This window comes from Streptomyces sp. NPDC101151 (assembly GCF_044768335.1).
Taxonomy (GTDB): Bacteria; Actinomycetota; Actinomycetes; order Streptomycetales; family Streptomycetaceae; genus Streptomyces.
In genome coordinates this window covers 47,851-63,252 of the sequence record NZ_JBIWPP010000045.1, presented here as the reverse complement: position 1 = coordinate 63,252, position 15,402 = coordinate 47,851, and the positions used below count along the sequence as shown (strand labels likewise).

Sequence of the window (15,402 nt, the reverse complement as noted above, 5' to 3'; positions counted from 1 at the left end):
CGGTTCGGCGCCGGCGACCTGAGGCAGGCCTTCTGGCTCGTCGACCTCCTGGAGTCCGCCGGGTACGAGGGGCCGCGCCACTTCGACTTCAAGCCGCCCCGTACCGAGGACATGGAGGGCGTATGGGCGTCGGCGGCCGGCTGCATGCGCAACTACCTCATCCTGAAGGAGCGTTCGGCCGCCTTCCGCGCCGACCCGGAGGTCCAGGACGCGCTGCGAGCCTCGCGCCTGGACCAGCTGGCCCGGCCGACCGCCGCGGACGGGCTGCAGGACCTGCTCGCCGACCGCACGGCGTTCGAGGACTTCGACGTGGAAGCGGCCGCAGCGCGCGGTATGGCCTTCGAACGGCTCGACCAGCTGGCGATGGACCACCTGTTGGGCGCACGGGACTGAGTGCGCACGCGCGCGGGAGACCGATTCCGAGCCGCGCACCCGCGCGCGTGCCCGGCGCCTTCGGGGGCCTGCACCGGTGCGTGCCCGCCGTCCTCGGGGAGTCGGAGAGGCGGTTGTCCCGCTGACCGTTCTCCGCGCGAGATACGACGGAACGGTGCCGTCCGCGGCATGAGCCGGTATCAGCTTCCGTGCGCGGGTGGTCATGTGACCGGGCGGTGGCGACTCTGGACGGTATGTCTCTGCCTCCTGTCCCTCCTGTGCCGCCCGGGCCGCCGCACGGCACTCCGCCTCCGCCCGGCGGTTTCGGGCCGCCGCACGGCGGCTACGGCCCACCCCCTTCGGACGAGCCGGCCCGGTCATGGCCCCCGGAGCCTCCGCGACGCAGGCGCAGCCCGCTGTTCGCCGTCCTGGTCGTCCTGGTGGCTGCCGCGGCCGTCCTCGTCGTGGTGATGATGGCCTCCGGGAATCACGGCTCGGGAGACGAGAAGGGGCCGAAGGAGAGCGGCGCGAGCACGAGCCGTGCTCCCCGGCCCTCCTTCAGCCTCCCCACCGAGCTGCCCAGCCGGCTGCCGTCGCGGCTGCCGACCGAACTGCCCTCGGGCTTCCCGAGCACACTGCCGAGCGGCCTGGAGACGTTGCTGCCCTCTCTCCCGGACGAACTGCCCTGAGGGGGGCTCCTCTCACAGTCCTTCGGGCAGCCGGACGTAGGTCACGGTCGTCTCGATCCCGCTGTCGACCAGGCGGCCCTGGGCGTCGAACGCGCCCGCGCCGTCGGTCATCCCGAAGTCGTTGTCGTTGATGAGGGCGAGCGTGTCGTGATCCACGCGCGCGATACCCTCGATCTTCCCCGGCACACCGCTCACCTTGCCCAGGTCGACCACGAGGCGCTTGCTCAGCACCGGCACCCCCGCCGCGGCCGGGTCGTCCAGCTGCTCCAGCGACGGAGACGTCGCGTCGTCGTCCCAGGGGCCGCCGAGGATGTCGGCCCTGTGCCCCAGCCTGACCAGCTGCAGCCGGGCCGCCTTGTCGGTCCGCTCCTCCACCAGCAACCGGTCACCGCCCACGGCAACCACCGAGGAGATCTTCAACTCGGACGTGTCGTCCTCGCTGGGGTCGACGACGTTCACCGGGTCGAAGCGATAGGCATACTCGGCGGTGACGGCCTTCTTCCGAGGGGAGAAGCGCAGCAGTCGAGTCGTGCGCGAGGCGTCCCCGGCGTCCTCGTCGGGCAGCGAGAGCGGGCTCTGCAGAGCCAGCACCAGGTCGCCGCAGGGAAGCTGCGCCAGTCCTTCGAAGCCCCGGTTGATCTTCCGGTGCAGCAGGATGGACGGCAGCGCCTCCACCACCGGGTAGTCGGCTCCCGTGAGCTTCAGCCCCTTGGGTACATAGCGGGTGAGCACCTTCCCGCGCGCGGAGACGTGGATGAGCGAAGGGCCATACTCGTCCACGAGCCAGAAGGTCCCGTCCCCGGCCCGCACGATGCCCTCCGTGTCCAAGCCGTTCGGGTCGAACGAGAGCGCGGTTGCGGCATCGTAGGTGTACGGCGCCTCGTCGCGGCTCTTCTGGTCGGGCAGCCCGGAGACGGCCTTGCCCGAGGACGTGGTGAGCGGGATCGCGTCCAGCACCTCGACGTGGTTGCCGGAAACCCTGATCTTCACGATCGAGGGGTCGAATCCCGGCACCGGGAAGGTCCGGCGCTTCTTGCCGTCCACCTTGATCTGGCCGTTGGGACCGCGGTCGGTCACGGTCCAGTACTCGCCCTTGCGGCCCGCCGGGTAGATGTCGCTGCCTATGCCCCCGAGATCCACTCCGTGGTCGTCGTCGACGCTGCGGGGCAGCAGGGCGTTGCTGAACGGGCCGAGCGGAATCTCCCCGAGGGTCGCCGTGCGGATGACACGGGCGTCACCGGACGGCGCCGCCTTGGCGGTTCCCGCGGCCACGAGGGCGGCCGCCAGGGCCAGCGGAAGGCCCGTGGTGACAGAACGGTGGACGCGGCGCCGGCCGGTGGCGTGCGGGGACATCGGGGCCTCCTGGGGGCAAGTTCGTTGACTGCGGCCACATTTGGGCCCCAGGAGGAACGCCGTACGACCCCAGGGTGAACGGGCGGCGTCCACCACTCGTCGGGTACCCGCCACGGGGTGACAGCCTGTCAGGAGCCTGCCTGCGCCGGGTACTCGGTGCGGACGCGGGCCGCTTCCCATGCCGTTGCGGGATCCCGGTCCGCGCCACCCGCCGGAACCCAGCGGCCGCCCTCCTCGCGGTACGGCCACCAGCGGAGGTCCTGGCCCAGGCGCAGCTGAACCCCTTCGTCCGGGACGGTCCAGCGATTGCCTGCCAGCCGGAACGACGGCCGCTCGTCCTCCTCCCAGGCCGCTTCCAGGGCCGCACACGCACGTGCGAGTGCGGAGCCCTCCACCTGCCACTCCTCGTCGAGCACGGCCAGGGCCGCCACACCTCCGGCGCGCCAGGCACGGACGGCCGTCACCAGCCCGTCGGGGCCTCGCCCCGCCCCTTCCGCGAGTCGGTCGGCGACCGCACTGGGCGCCGTCCCGTCGGCGAGCCGCACGACATCCTGAGCGGCCGTCAACTCCGTGAAGCTTGCGCCTTCCTGACCATCGGAGCTGAGTGCCTGCCCCAGCATCCGGTGGGCTTCCGCGGCCGTACGAGCGGCGAGATACTCCAGCGCCGAAGGGTCGATCCCGGATACCGGACCCGCCCCGGTGTCGAGCGACGGCGGTCCGCCGGGTACCTCCGGGAGGCCGGGCGTGGCGGGCAGCGGAGGCAGGATGTCAGCGGTCGCCCATGCCTCCGCCGCGTCAACCCCCGCTGCCTCCGCTGGCTCGTCCGGAGAGGCGGCACTCCGCACGTTCAGCTCGTCAAGGAACGCGCTCTTGGCCCGGCCGCGGACAAGCAGGAGTACGAACGGATCCTCGTCCAGCAGCCGTGCCACCTGATGGCACAGCGCAGCGGTGTGCCCGCAGTGGTCCCATGCCCCACAGTCGCACTCGGGCTCCAGATCGCCCAGGCCCGGCAGGAGTTCGATCCCCCTGACCGCCGCATCCTCGATCAGGTGCGAGGGCAGTTCCCCGTCCAGGAGCGCGGCCAGGTGTCCCGCCTGTTCCACCGCCAGGTCCAGAAAACCGCCCCACTGCTCTTCGGGCAGTTCCGGCACCAGGACGTCGGCCCGGTGCGCCGCGCCTTTCGGCTCGCGGACGACGGCGGTGACCCGGCCCGGCCGTATGGTCACCGCGCCGACTCCGCCCGCGCGCGCGAGCCGGCGCCCCGCCTTCACGGCGGCGGAATCCAGTGCCGCGTCCTCCAGCGCCCCCAGCCAGACGCGGCCCCACCAGCTCTGTGCGAACCCGCGCCCGCGCGCGGGCGGCAGCGCGGGAAACGTCCGCTCCAGGCCTCGGTCGTGCTCATGGTCGTAGCGGGTCATCGCGCCTCCTCGCGCAGTTCCACCAGCGCGGCCAGATCCGCGTCCGTCAGTTCCGTCAGTGCGGCCTCACCCCTGCCGAGCACGGCGTCCGCCAGTTCCCGCTTGCGTCCGAGCATCTCCGCGATGCGGTCCTCGACGGTCCCCTCGGCGATCAGCCGGTGGACCTGCACCGGTCGGGTCTGGCCGATGCGGTACGCGCGGTCGGTGGCCTGCGCCTCGACCGCCGGGTTCCACCAGCGGTCGTAGTGCACGACATGATCGGCCCGCGTGAGGTTCAGGCCCGTTCCCGCGGCCTTCAACGACAGCAGGAACACCGGCACCTCGCCCGCCTGGAAGCGCCGCACCAGCCCCTCGCGCTCGGCGACCGGGGTACCGCCGTGCAGCAGATGCGAGGGCACTCCACGGGCCGTCAGGTGCCGTTCGAGCAGGCGGGCCATCCGCACGTACTGCGTAAAGACCAGCACGCCCGAGCCCTCCGCGAGAATGGTGTCGAGCAGCTCGTCCAGCAGTTCCAGCTTCCCCGAGCGTCCCGTGAGCCTCGGATCGTCCTCCTTGAGGAACTGTGCCGGGTGATTGCAGATCTGCTTCAGCCCGGTCAGCAGCTTCACGATCAGGCCCCGACGGGCCATGTTGTCGGCGGCCGCGATCCGGTCGAGGGTCTCGCGGACCAACGCCTCGTACAGACCCGCCTGTTCATGCGTCAGTTCCACCGGGTGATCGGTCTCGGTCTTCGGCGGCAGTTCCGGCGCGATTCCGGGGTCCGACTTCCGGCGCCGCAGCAGGAACGGCCGCACGAGCCGCGCGAGATGCTCCGCGGCCGCGGGATCCCGGCCGCCCTCCACCGGATGCGCATAGCGCGCGCGAAAGGTGCCGAGGCGGCCGAGCAGCCCCGGTGTGGTCCAGTCGAGGATCGCCCACAGCTCCGTGAGGTTGTTCTCCACCGGTGTGCCCGTGAGCGCCACACGCGCGCGTGCGCCGATGGACCGAAGCGCACGCGCGGTCGCCGCATAGGGGTTCTTCACATGCTGCGCCTCGTCGGCGACGACCATCCCCCAGGGCACCGCGGCGAGCCGCTCGGTGTCCAGGCGCATCGTGCCGTAGGTCGTGAGGACGAACTCCCCGTCCGCCAAGGAGCCGAGGCCGCGCCCGGATCCGTGGAATCTGCGCACCGGGACACCGGGGGCGAACCGTTCTATCTCACGCTGCCAGTTGCCGAGCAGAGAAGCCGGGCACACCACGAGCGTGGGGCCGGCCGACGAGGCGTCCTTCTGCCGGTGCAGGTGCAGTGCGATCAGCGTGACGGTCTTGCCGAGACCCATGTCGTCGGCCAGACAGCAACCCAGACCGAGGGCCGTCGTCCGGGCCAGCCAGCCGAGGCCCCGCAGCTGGTAGTCCCGCAGAGTGGCGGCAAGCGCCGACGGTGGGGCGACGGGGTGTGCCGCCTCGGGATCCGCGAGCCGCTCCCGCAGCTGCGCCAGCCACCCCGTGGGCCGTACCTCGACCCGGTGGCCGTCGACCTCGGCCGAGCCCGTCAGAGCGGCGGCCAGCGCCTCGACCGGGGCCATCGAGCGGTCCTGCCGGGCACGGGCGCGCTCCGCCTCCCGAGGGTCGACCAGCACCCATCGGTCGCGCAGCCGTACGAGGGGACGCTTGGCCTCGGCGAGCCGGTCCAGTTCGTCGCGCGACAGCTCCCGCCCGTTCATCGCGAACCACCAACGGAACGTGAGCAGGGCGTCGGCCGAGAGGAACGACGGCAGCGCCGAAACCTCCGCGTCCGGCGGACCGACGGCCGCGTGCGCGGTGAGCTCGCGGGACAGCTCCTTCGGCCAGTGCACGTCGACTCCGGCGGCTGCCAGCGCCAGGGCGCCCTCGCCCAGGAGTTCGGCGATCTCGTCGTCGGCAAGGTCCACGACGTCGGGAACGGCGGCGGAGAGCAGGGGCGTCAGCGGTGGCCACGACCGGGCCGCCCGGCGCAGTGCCAGCAGCGTGTCCGTTCGCGCACGCGGGTCGAAGGCCTGGTGCGCGGGTCCCGAACCGGACCACAGGCCGGCGGCGTCCATGACGTCTGCCGCCCCGCTCAGGCCGTGCACCTGGAGCACAGCACGGAACCGCACCGGGTTGCCGTCCTCGTCGGCGCTGTCCGGAACGCCGGGCGCCTCCACACGCAGCGACAGCCGCACGCCCGCGTCGTGGCCGGCGGCGATGTCGTCGGCCCATGCCCGCAGGCCGGGCAGATGCTGCGGTTCCGGTGCCGTGTACGCGGCACCGCCCGTCACGAAGGGTGCGGCCGGGGAGCGGGGGAGTGTGTCGGCGACGGCGTCCAGGAAAGCGCGGAGCAGCCGCTCGGGGTCGGGCAGCCGAGGCCGGCCGACGGCGGCAAGCGGCACGGCGTGCGCCTCCGGCGGCATGGCCGCGGCGAGTTCGCGGACCAGCTCCGTGTCGCGTGCGGACAGCGGCCCCGTCCGCCAGGCGTCGTGATCGCTCGGGGAGAGACCCGGCAGGAGGAGGCCGCGGGCCAGGAAGTGCAGGGCCAGCAGGCCGGCCGCGCTCCAGAAGACGGTGGCCCGGTGGCCCTCCGGCTCGGCACGCGCGCGCATGAGCACCGGCAGGGCGGCGCGCACCGGCAGCAGCAGAGCGGGCCGCTGTACCCGCTCGGCGGCCCCGTCGGGCGCGGACACCACCACGTCCAGCTGGGAGACGGAGCCCCCGGTGAAGGCGGGCAGAGCCTCGCCGTCCGGCTGCCAGAAGGCCATCAGGCCGGCGCGGGCGGGGTCGGACGGTACGAACACCACGCAGCAGCGGGCCAGTTCGGACAGGTCGGAGAGTGGTGCCGTGGGATACCTCTGCACAGCTCTGCCCGCACTCCTCAAATTTGACTAGTCGCTCGGAACGGTCGAGGTTACAGCACACCGACGGCGCACCCTGAAGGCTTACGCTGTGACCCGGACCACTAGGGGCGTGTCTCAGGGATGTCTCGGGGTCGGGCTTCGGAACCGCCGAGAGCGCGGGGCCGTTTTCAGAGCAGAGAGCGGCAGTGGCCGCGAAGGAGGCGACGCTCATGTCCAAAACCGCGAAGATCGCCGCAGGGGGTGTGGCGGTCGGTCTCATCCTGCTGATATGGCTGCCTTGGTGGGTGGCGTTCCTGATCGTGGTGGGGGTCCCCGTCGCCGCGTATCTGACGCTGGACCCCTCGCAGCGGCGCAGGCTGCGCCGAGTCACACGCAAGGAACTCGGCCGCTGAGAAACGGGCGGACGGATCAGATCCGTTCGCCGGGACGGAGGCAGGCGGACCCCGGATCGTCGGGGGCCGCGCTTCCGTGACGGACGCGGCCCCGCGGGGTCAGCTGGGCCGCACGGCCAGCTTGTCGAGCGCCTCCAGCAGGCCGGGCAGTTCGGCGCCCCGGCCCACCGGAAGGACTTCCCCAGGTTCGTCGTCGAGCAGGACGAAGGCGATGTCGTCGGTGCGCGCCACCATCGACCATCCGGGGCCGTCGGCGCGCAGCGTACGGGCGTCGCCCGGGGCGAACGAGGAGCGCACCCGGCCGAGTGGCGGCGGCGAGTCGACGTAGCCGCGTGCCTCCGCCAGTACGCGCCGGATGCCCTGGTGGCCGCCCTTCTGAGCGTTCTCCTCGCCACGCGCCGCTGCCTCCGCCGTCTTCGCCTGCTCGTCGGGCGAGGGGAAGTAGCCGTCTGCGATCTGCTCCCGCCAGACAGCCCACTGCAGCGCGATCTCGTCGGCGCCCAGTCGCCGCTGGGCCGGTCCCCAGGAACTGGTGTCCGGCGGGGTCAGGGCGGGCCCGTCCGCGACCTCGGGGGCGGGGTCGTGCGGCGCGGGCACACCGGGCGCGGCGACGGCGACCGCCAGCGGCCAGCCCGGCAGGGCGGCCACGACCGTGCGCTCGTCCGGCGACAGTTCGTACTCCATGCCGCAGTCCCAGGACGCGATCGCCACGGCGACCAGCGAGACGTCGTCGATGACGACGGTCCAGCGGGCGCCGTCCCCGTCCTGCCCGAGCACCAGGCCGTATCCGTCGGCGCGCGGCGCCAGGTCCAGCGCCGCGCAGGCCGCCGGATAGTCGTCGCCCAGCACGCTCGGAAACTGCGCAGGCGTCAGCAGCACCGCCGTGAGCACATACAGCGCCTCGTCCGCGGTGGCGACGGCCTCATCGTTCGTCCCGGCCATCCCTGCCTCCCAGTGGTTCACCCATCGGCGCGCACCCTAGTGCGAGCGGAAGCCGCTTGTCACGACTCCGCACACCACGCGGAGCTGCAGGTTTCCACCTGGACGGGGGCGAAACGACCACGGTCGGCGACGTGTCCCGTTCAGGCCGCCGGCAGCCCGAGGAGGTCGCGGGCCACCGCCGCGGGCGACTCGTCGCGCTCCCGGGCGAGCGCGATGACAGCCCGGCACGCCAGCTCGCTCACCCCGAACGAGAGCGCCTCCGGCGACACCCACGCCGCCGCCTCGTCGATCCGCTCCTGGTCGTCCTCCGCGCAGGCCGCCACATAGGCGGCTGCCGCTTCGAACAAGTTGTGTGCGCGCCGAACGCGGGTGCCGGGCGATTCGGCCTGCGAGGAGGTACGGAATCTGGCAGCGTACTTGCGTATCACGTCGAACACGTGCACCACCTTCCCCCGAACGGGGTCTTCGATGATCGTCCATCTGCTGTTGTTCAACGTAGAGTTGGAACTTCGACGGCAGAAGGGGGACGGCGCGGTGAAGCGCTACGAGCGGCTGGAGCAGATCCGTCGGATGGACCCGGTGAGGGACGCCCTGGAGATCTACCGACTGAGCGTGGCGTTCGAATTCCCGTGGGACTACACACGGGCTCTGGAGCTGGCCCTGTACCGAACCTACGCCGTCCCTGCCATCGGACGGCTGCTCGCCCGGACGGCGGAGCTGACCGAGCGGACACAGAAGCGGTACGACGACACCGCCCTGCTCCTCGACGCCATCGTGGAGCACGGCTTCGACGCGGAGGAGGGCCGTACCGCGATCCGCCGCATCAACCGGATGCACCGCAGCTACGACATCGGCGACGACGACATGCGGTACGTACTCAGCACCTTCGTGGTGGTGCCCAGGCGCTGGATCGACACCTACGGCTGGCGTCGCCTGTCCCGGCACGAGATCGTCGCCACCACCGAGTACTACCGCACACTCGGCCGATACCTGGGCATTCCCGGCATTCCTGAGACCTATGAGGAGTTCGAAGCCTTCCTCGACGCCTACGAAGAAGCGAACTTCGCCTGGGACGAGCAGGCCCGACGGGTCTCCGACGCCACGCTCGGCCTGATGGCCTCCTGGTATCCGCGACCGCTTGCGCCCCTGCTGCGCACGGCCACGCTCGCCCTTCTCGACGAGTCGTTGCTGCGCACCTTCCGCTACGAGCCGCCCACCCGGGCCGCTTCCGCCCTCGTGCGCCGCGCGGTCCGGACGCGCGGCCGGCTGGTCAGGCTGCTGGCGCCGCGCCGAACACCGCACTTCGCGCGACAGAACTGGGAGATCAAGGGCTATCCGAAGGGCTATCGGCTGCCCGACCTGGGCACCCGCCCGGTCCCGGGGACGGGCGGCTGTCCGGTCCGGCACCTGGGCACCTCAGCTGCCGACGGCCTCGAGTGAGGCGAGAGTGTCGCGCAGCCAGGCGAGTTCGGCCCGGCTCGTGGCACGCGCGATCTTGAGGACCCCGCCCCGGAACGGATCGTCCAGCTCCTCGGCGCTCAGCGGTCGGTCGCCGTCGTAGAAGAAGCTCGCCGGTTCCTCCAGGAAGGCCAGCCGGCGCCGTAGCACGGCCGCCTGGGCCGCGGGGTCGTCCAGGTGCCGCAGGAACGCGAGCAGCGTGAACCAGTGGTTCTCGTCGGTGATCTCGCGCTGCCCGGGGTCGGCGAGCCGGCGCCGCAGCTCCCGCCTGCCCTCGTCGGTGAGCGTCAGGACGTGCCGTGGCGCGGCCACGGCGCCGGGCTCGGTGGTCCGTGCCAGCAGGCCTGCCTTCTCCAGTCGCTTGATCGCCGGGTACAGAGTGCTCTCGGCGACGGGCCGCACATGGCCGGTGAGCGCGGCGATGTGCCGGCGCAGGACATAGCCGTGCAGCGGGGCGTCGTACAGGAAGCCGAGGATGGCGAGCTCCAACATGAGCACATTCTCTCGCAGTCTCGCTGTACAGCGGTACTTCAATATTTCGCTACCGGAATACCTCGAACCCGATGTATGGTCTGGAGTGCCGCGACGGACATCAGGGAGGGCGCTGTGAAGCAGGCTGAATTCGACAGCAAGGGGAGCCGGATCCGGTGGACGGAGGTGCCCGGTGAGGAGCCCGCGCGCGTGTACCTGCACGGACTCGGATCGGTGTCCTCCGTGTATCACGCGCACATCGCGGCCCACCCCGAACTCGTGGGCAGGCGCAGTCTGTTCGTGGACCTGCCCGGACACGGGATCAGCGACCGGCCCGAGCACTTCGGCTACACGCTGGAGGAGAACGCGGGCGCCGTGGCGGTCGCGTTGGACCAGGCCGGCGTCACCGGCGCCGAGCTGATCGCGCACAGCATGGGCGGGGCCGTCGCCATCGTGCTCGCCCACCGGCGGCCCGACCTCGTCTCCCGGCTGGTCCTCACGGAGGCCAACCTGGACGCCTTCCCGCCGCGCACGGCCGCCAGCAGCGGAATCGCCTCCTACGGGGAGGACGAGTTCGTCGAAGAGCAGTACGCGCGCGTGCTGGAGGCCGTCGGGCCACTGTGGGCGGCCACCATGCGGCTGGCCGATGCGCGTGCGCTGCACCGCACGGCCGTCGGTCTCCGGCGCGGCTCGGACCCCATGATGCGCACGATTCTGGAAGGCCTGTCGATCGACCGGGTCTACTTGCAGGGCGAGCGCAGCGGCGAACTCCCGGGAAGGGAGGGCCTGGAGGCAGCCGGTGTCCGGGTGGTGACGGTGCCTGGCGCCGGGCACAACGTCATGTTCGACAGCCCCGACGCCTTCGTGGCAGCAGTGGCGGCCGCGGCGGGTCAGAACTGATCCGCCCCTGCCGTCAGCCTTCGCGCACCGCCAGCGCGAGGAAACGGGCGTCCTCGTCGACGTACGACGTCATGCGCCATCCCGAACGAGCCAGGAGGGGGCCGAGATTGGCCTCGGCTCGGAGGTCGTCGGGGGTGATCTGCCGCCCCTGACGCGCCGCCAGGGCTGCCCGGCCGATGGGGTGGAACAGCGCGAGCGTGCCACCCGGTCGCACCACGCGGACCAGCTCCCGCAGATTCTCGGTGGGCTTCGGCAGATGTGCGATCAGGCCCGCCGCGAACACGGCGTCCAAGGACCCCGACCGCAGGGGCAACGCGGCGACGTCCGCGAGGACGAGTCGCCCCTCCCGGTTCCGCCCGGCGCGTACGGCGGCCTGCAGCATCGCGGGAGTCAGATCGACCCCGGCCACCACCCCGGAGGGCCCCACGGCGGCGCGCAGGGGAGGCAGGGCGCGGCCGGTGCCGCAGCCCGCGTCGAGCACGCGGTCGCCCGGGCGCAAGCCCAGATTCGCGACAGCGGCCGAATAGGCGGGGCCGTCGTCGGGGAACCTGCTGTCCCAGGCGGCCGCGCGGGCACTGAAGAAGTCCTGGACGTGAGTGTGGTCGTCGCTCATGCTCCGCATGATCCCTCACCGACATAGGGGGCATCCCTGCGCGCATGTTCGAGCGGGACGCGATCGTTCCATTGCCTCTCTGTGTCATATTCCAACAGCTTTCGAAATGCGCCCCCGTTGTGCGCCCCTGCCCCGGCTAGCGTCCCGGGGCCATGGGACACCTGGACCACGCCGCCTTCGGCTGGCTGACACCCGCGCTGTCGTACCTGATGGCCTGTATAGGCGCCGCACTGGGACTGCGCTGCACCGTGCGCGCGTTGGCCACCACCGGCCGGTCGCGCCGCAATTGGCTGGTCACCGCCGCCTCCGCGATCGGAACGGGCATCTGGACCATGCATTTCGTGGCCATGCTCGGCTTCCAGGTCAGCGGCACCGACATCCGCTACGACGTACCGCTGACCATCCTCAGCCTCATCGTCGCCATGGTCGTCGTCTGCGCCGGCGTCTTCGCCGTCGGCTACAGCCGGGACCGAAACCGGGCGCTCCTCCTCGGTGGTCTGACCACCGGGCTGGGCGTCGCCAGCATGCACTATCTGGGCATGGCGGCGGTCCGCCTGCACGGCCAAGTGCGCTACGACCCCGTCCTCGTAGGACTCTCCGTCCTGATCGCCGTCGTTGCGGCGACCGCGGCCCTGTGGGCGGGACTGAACATCAGCTCACCCCTCGCGGTCACCCTCGCCTCCGTCGTCATGGGGGCGGCCGTCAGCAGCATGCACTACACCGGGATGTTCGCGGTGAGGGTGCGCGTCAGCCCCTCCGGCGAGGCGCTGCCCGGGGCCACGGCGATGCAGTTCATCTTCCCCCTCGCCGTCGGCCTCGGGTCCTATCTGTTCCTCACCTCGGCTTTCGTCGCCCTCTCACCCTCGGCCGGCGAGCGCGAGGCGTCCGCCTCGGCCCAGCGGCCCGTCCAGAGCATCGCCCGCTAGCGGGAGCCCGGCCCCGGAGCCCCGACCCACGTCCCGAGCGAGGAGGCCATGCGTCCACCCCGTAGTACCCCCAGAGCCGGCAGTCCGGCGCAGCCCCCGCCGCGCGGCCGACGCGCGCACGCCGGACCACCGGCCCACGAGGACGCGGACCAGTCTTCCGACACCCTGTCGCCGGACAATGCGCCCCCGCGCGCGAGTCGATGGCGCACCCGTCCCCGCACGGTGCGCGCCAAGGTGATCTGCCTGCTCATGGTGCCGGTCGTCTCTCTGCTCGCCCTGTGGGCGTACGCCACCGTCAGCACTGTCCAGGACGTCGCCCGGCTGCGCCAGTCCCAGCGCGTCGACGCCGAGCTGCGCGCCCCGGTGGCCGCCGCCGTCACCGCACTGCAGACCGAGCGCGCCGCCGCTGTCCGCTACGCCGCCGAACCGGACGCGGCACGCGGCGACGACCTCGAAGGCCTCGCGGCACGTACCGACCGCGCGGTGGCCAAGCTGCGGCTCGGCGGCGGCAACACCGTGGCCGACAGCCAGGACCTTCCGACTGGAGTAGGTGGACGCCTCGAGGACTTCGTGACCGGCGCCGAGCGTCTGCGCGCGCTGCGGACCGCCGTACTGGACCGCAAGACCGACTGGCGCGAGGCGTACGCGCAGTACACGCAGACCATTGCCACGGCCTTCACGGTGGACGGTGCCCTCACCGGTGTCCAGCAGGCCGACATCGGCTCCGACGCGCGCGTGCTGCTCGAATTCTCCCGTGCGGCCGAGGCGCTGGCCCAGGAGGACGCCGTCCTCGGCAGTGCGCACCCCGCTGCCGGCCTCCAGGGCGAACGGCTGCGGCTGTTCGGCGCGGCCGTCGCCACGCGGCGCACCTTCACCGAGACGGCCGTCGCCGACCTGCCCGGCAGCCAGCGCGCCGCCTGGCGCGACCTGGCCGGCAGCAGCGCCTACGCCGGCCTCACCGCCACCGAGGACAGGATCCTCGCCGCCGGTCCCGGCGCCAAGGCGGTCGACACCGCACCGGCGACCGCCTGGAACACCGCCCACGCGCGCGTGCAGGACGGAATGCGCTCCATGGCGACGGACACCGGCCGTGCCGTGGCGGGCCGCGCCGACCCGTTCGCACGCGGCATGCTGAGCCCGGCGGGCGCCGCGGTGCTCTTCGGTCTCGCCGCCGTCGCCGCCTCGCTCGTCATCTCCGTCCGCATCGGACGGGCCCTCGTGGTCGAGCTGGTGAGCCTGCGCAACGACGCCCTGGAGATCGCCCGGCGCAAACTCCCGGCGGCGATGCGGAAACTGCGCGCAGGCGAGGAGATCGACGTCGACGCCGAGGCGCCCGCTGAGCTTCCCGCGGAGGACGAGACCGGCCAGGTGGCCGAGGCCCTGACCACGGTGCACCGCGCCGCCCTGCGGGCCGCGGTGGAGCGCGCCGAACTGGCCAGCGGGATCTCCGGAGTCTTCGTCAATCTGGCCCGCCGCAGCCAGGTTCTGGTCCACCGGCAGCTCAGCCTGCTGGACAGCATGGAGCGGCGCTCCGACGACCCCAACGAGCTGAGCGACCTCTTCCGCCTCGACCACCTCACCACCCGGATGCGGCGCCACGCCGAGAGCCTGATCATCCTCTCCGGAGCCGCACCCGGCCGGGCCTGGCGCATGCCGGTGTCCCTCACGAACGTCGTCCGAGCAGCCGTCTCCGAAGTCGAGGACTACGCGCGCGTGGAGGTACGACAGCTCCCGGAGGCGTTCGTGATCGGCGCAGCGGTGGCCGACCTCACCCACCTGATCGCCGAGCTCGTCGAGAACGCGGCCCAGTTCTCGCCGCCCCACACGCGCGTGCGCGTCACCGGCGAACCCGTCGGCAACGGATACGCCCTCGAAGTCGAGGACCGGGGCCTCGGCATGGGCGCCGACACCCTCGCGGAGGCCAACCGGCGGATCGAGCAGTCCGAGGCCCTCGACCTGTTCGACAGCGACCGGCTCGGGCTGTTCGTGGTCAGCAGGCTCGCGTCCCGGCACGACATCAAGGTGCATCTGCGCACCTCCCCCTACGGAGGCACCACCGCGGTCGTCCTGGTGCCCACTGCCCTGCTGCACACGGGCTCCGCGGAACGCCCCCTCCATGAGGAGGCACACGCACGGCCGGAGCAGCGGCGCGAGTACGCACGCGTGCCCGACACACCCCCGCCGCCCGCCGCGGTCATCGCGCAGCCGGGCCGGCCCGTCCTCGCGGTCACCGCCCCGTCCCCCTCGCCCCCCGCACAAGAACCTCCGCCCCCCGGAGTCACCACCTTGAGGCTGCACCGCCCACCGAACGACTCCGAACCACCCTCAGACGACCTCCCGCGCCGCGTGCGCCAGGCGAGCCTCGCCCCACAGCTCCGTCAGCAGCGCCGAGAGGACCCCGCGGTGGAACCCGCTCCGCGCGGTGACGACGGGCGTACCCCCGAACTCGTACGCGACCGCATGGCGGCCTACCGCGACGGCTGGGCACGCGGCGGCGGCAGGAAACCCGGACGCGGCGCCGACCCGAGACCCGAAACGGGCAGTGACAGCACCGAAGGAGACCCGGCATGATCCAGGAACCGAGCATGAGGGCCGCCCAGCGATCCGGCGAACTCGACTGGCTGCTGGACGACCTGGTGATGCGGGTGAGCGAGGTACGGCACGCCGTCGTGCTGTCCAACGACGGCCTAGCGGTCGGCGCCTCCACCGGCCTCGCCCGGGAGGACGCGGAGCATCTCGCCGCCGTGGCCTCCGGTTTCAACAGCCTCGCCAAGGGTGCGGGACGGCACTTCGGAGCGGGCGGCGTGCGCCAGACCATGGTGGAGATGGACGACGCCTTCCTCTTCGTGGCCGCCGCCGGCGAAGGCTCCTGCCTCGCCGTGCTCACCGCCGTCACCGCCGACATCGGCCTGGTCGCCTACGAGATGGCGCGCCTGGTCAAGCGCGTGGGCGAGCATCTCTACACAGCGCCCCGTGTCGCCGCCCAGCCACCCGCCGCCGGCTGAGCCGGAAGGTCGGC

General features: G+C 72.2%; 14 protein-coding genes and 1 pseudogene. 8 read left to right on the top strand and 7 right to left on the bottom strand.

Translation table 11 applies throughout. From position 1 onward, the window contains the following. Positions 1-393, top strand: a pseudogene (locus ACIRU3_RS41745) (xylose isomerase); the annotation flags it as partial. Between the two features lie 233 nt (positions 394-626). Next, entirely contained in the window at positions 627-1,061 is a 435-nt protein-coding gene (locus ACIRU3_RS41740; RefSeq protein ID WP_404068481.1) for a hypothetical protein, read from the top strand. 12 nt (positions 1,062-1,073) lie between these two features. On the opposite strand, the gene ACIRU3_RS41735 is transcribed toward ACIRU3_RS41740, so the two are convergent. The 3 genes from ACIRU3_RS41735 to ACIRU3_RS41725 all read right to left on the bottom strand — a co-directional run bounded on the left by ACIRU3_RS41735 (position 1,074) and on the right by ACIRU3_RS41725 (position 6,681). Further along, positions 1,074-2,414: an esterase-like activity of phytase family protein gene (locus ACIRU3_RS41735; RefSeq protein ID WP_404068478.1), complete on the bottom strand. Its 1,341-nt coding sequence runs from the start codon at positions 2,412-2,414 to the stop codon at positions 1,074-1,076. Positions 2,415-2,542: 128 nt separating this feature from the next. Next, positions 2,543-3,832, bottom strand: coding sequence for an SWF or SNF family helicase (locus tag ACIRU3_RS41730; RefSeq protein WP_404068475.1), 1,290 nt, complete (start codon positions 3,830-3,832; stop codon positions 2,543-2,545). Then, positions 3,829-6,681 (bottom strand): DEAD/DEAH box helicase, encoded by a 2,853-nt coding sequence (locus ACIRU3_RS41725; RefSeq protein WP_404068472.1) that lies wholly within the window; start codon positions 6,679-6,681, stop codon positions 3,829-3,831. The genes ACIRU3_RS41730 and ACIRU3_RS41725 overlap by 4 nt, the downstream gene beginning before the upstream one ends. 209 nt (positions 6,682-6,890) lie before the next feature. Here ACIRU3_RS41725 and ACIRU3_RS41720 point away from each other — a divergent pair, with 209 nt between their 5' ends. Then, the gene (locus tag ACIRU3_RS41720) at positions 6,891-7,073 is read left to right on the top strand and encodes a hypothetical protein (protein WP_404068469.1); all 183 of its coding nucleotides are present in this window, start codon (positions 6,891-6,893) and stop codon (positions 7,071-7,073) included. A gap of 99 nt (positions 7,074-7,172) precedes the next feature. Here ACIRU3_RS41720 and ACIRU3_RS41715 read toward each other — a convergent pair whose 3' ends face one another. Both ACIRU3_RS41715 and ACIRU3_RS41710 read right to left on the bottom strand, forming a co-directional pair. After that, positions 7,173-8,015, bottom strand: coding sequence for a hypothetical protein (locus tag ACIRU3_RS41715; RefSeq protein ID WP_404068467.1), 843 nt, complete (start codon positions 8,013-8,015; stop codon positions 7,173-7,175). Positions 8,016-8,155: 140 nt separating this feature from the next. Next, positions 8,156-8,452: a hypothetical protein gene (locus ACIRU3_RS41710; protein ID WP_404068465.1), complete on the bottom strand. Its 297-nt coding sequence runs from the start codon at positions 8,450-8,452 to the stop codon at positions 8,156-8,158. Between the two features lie 97 nt (positions 8,453-8,549). On the opposite strand from ACIRU3_RS41710, the gene ACIRU3_RS41705 reads away from it, so the two are divergent. Continuing rightward, on the top strand, positions 8,550-9,455 hold the full coding sequence (locus ACIRU3_RS41705; RefSeq protein WP_404068493.1) for an oxygenase MpaB family protein: 906 nt from the start codon (positions 8,550-8,552) through the stop codon (positions 9,453-9,455). On the opposite strand, the gene ACIRU3_RS41700 is transcribed toward ACIRU3_RS41705, so the two are convergent. Then, positions 9,432-9,965: a PadR family transcriptional regulator gene (locus ACIRU3_RS41700; protein WP_404068462.1), complete on the bottom strand. Its 534-nt coding sequence runs from the start codon at positions 9,963-9,965 to the stop codon at positions 9,432-9,434. The two genes, ACIRU3_RS41705 and ACIRU3_RS41700, sit on opposite strands and share 24 nt — an antisense overlap. A 114-nt stretch (positions 9,966-10,079) precedes the next feature. Here ACIRU3_RS41700 and ACIRU3_RS41695 point away from each other — a divergent pair, with 114 nt between their 5' ends. Then, positions 10,080-10,844: an alpha/beta fold hydrolase gene (locus tag ACIRU3_RS41695; RefSeq protein ID WP_404068460.1), complete on the top strand. Its 765-nt coding sequence runs from the start codon at positions 10,080-10,082 to the stop codon at positions 10,842-10,844. Positions 10,845-10,857: 13 nt separating this feature from the next. On the opposite strand, the gene ACIRU3_RS41690 is transcribed toward ACIRU3_RS41695, so the two are convergent. Next, positions 10,858-11,457 carry a class I SAM-dependent methyltransferase gene (locus ACIRU3_RS41690; protein ID WP_404068458.1) on the bottom strand — a complete coding sequence of 200 codons (600 nt, stop codon included), beginning with the start codon at positions 11,455-11,457 and terminating at the stop codon, positions 10,858-10,860. Between the two features lie 152 nt (positions 11,458-11,609). Between ACIRU3_RS41690 and ACIRU3_RS41685 the strand changes: the two genes are divergently transcribed. From ACIRU3_RS41685 to ACIRU3_RS41675, 3 genes are read left to right on the top strand one after another with little or no spacing between them, the layout of a single operon-like run. Further along, the gene (locus tag ACIRU3_RS41685; protein ID WP_404068456.1) at positions 11,610-12,383 is read left to right on the top strand and encodes an MHYT domain-containing protein; all 774 of its coding nucleotides are present in this window, start codon (positions 11,610-11,612) and stop codon (positions 12,381-12,383) included. 48 nt (positions 12,384-12,431) lie between these two features. Then, positions 12,432-14,954: a nitrate- and nitrite sensing domain-containing protein gene (locus ACIRU3_RS41680; RefSeq protein WP_404068453.1), complete on the top strand. Its 2,523-nt coding sequence runs from the start codon at positions 12,432-12,434 to the stop codon at positions 14,952-14,954. Continuing rightward, positions 14,951-15,388, top strand: coding sequence for a roadblock/LC7 domain-containing protein (locus ACIRU3_RS41675; RefSeq protein ID WP_404068450.1), 438 nt, complete (start codon positions 14,951-14,953; stop codon positions 15,386-15,388). The genes ACIRU3_RS41680 and ACIRU3_RS41675 overlap by 4 nt, the downstream gene beginning before the upstream one ends. Positions 15,389-15,402 lie beyond the last annotated feature (14 nt).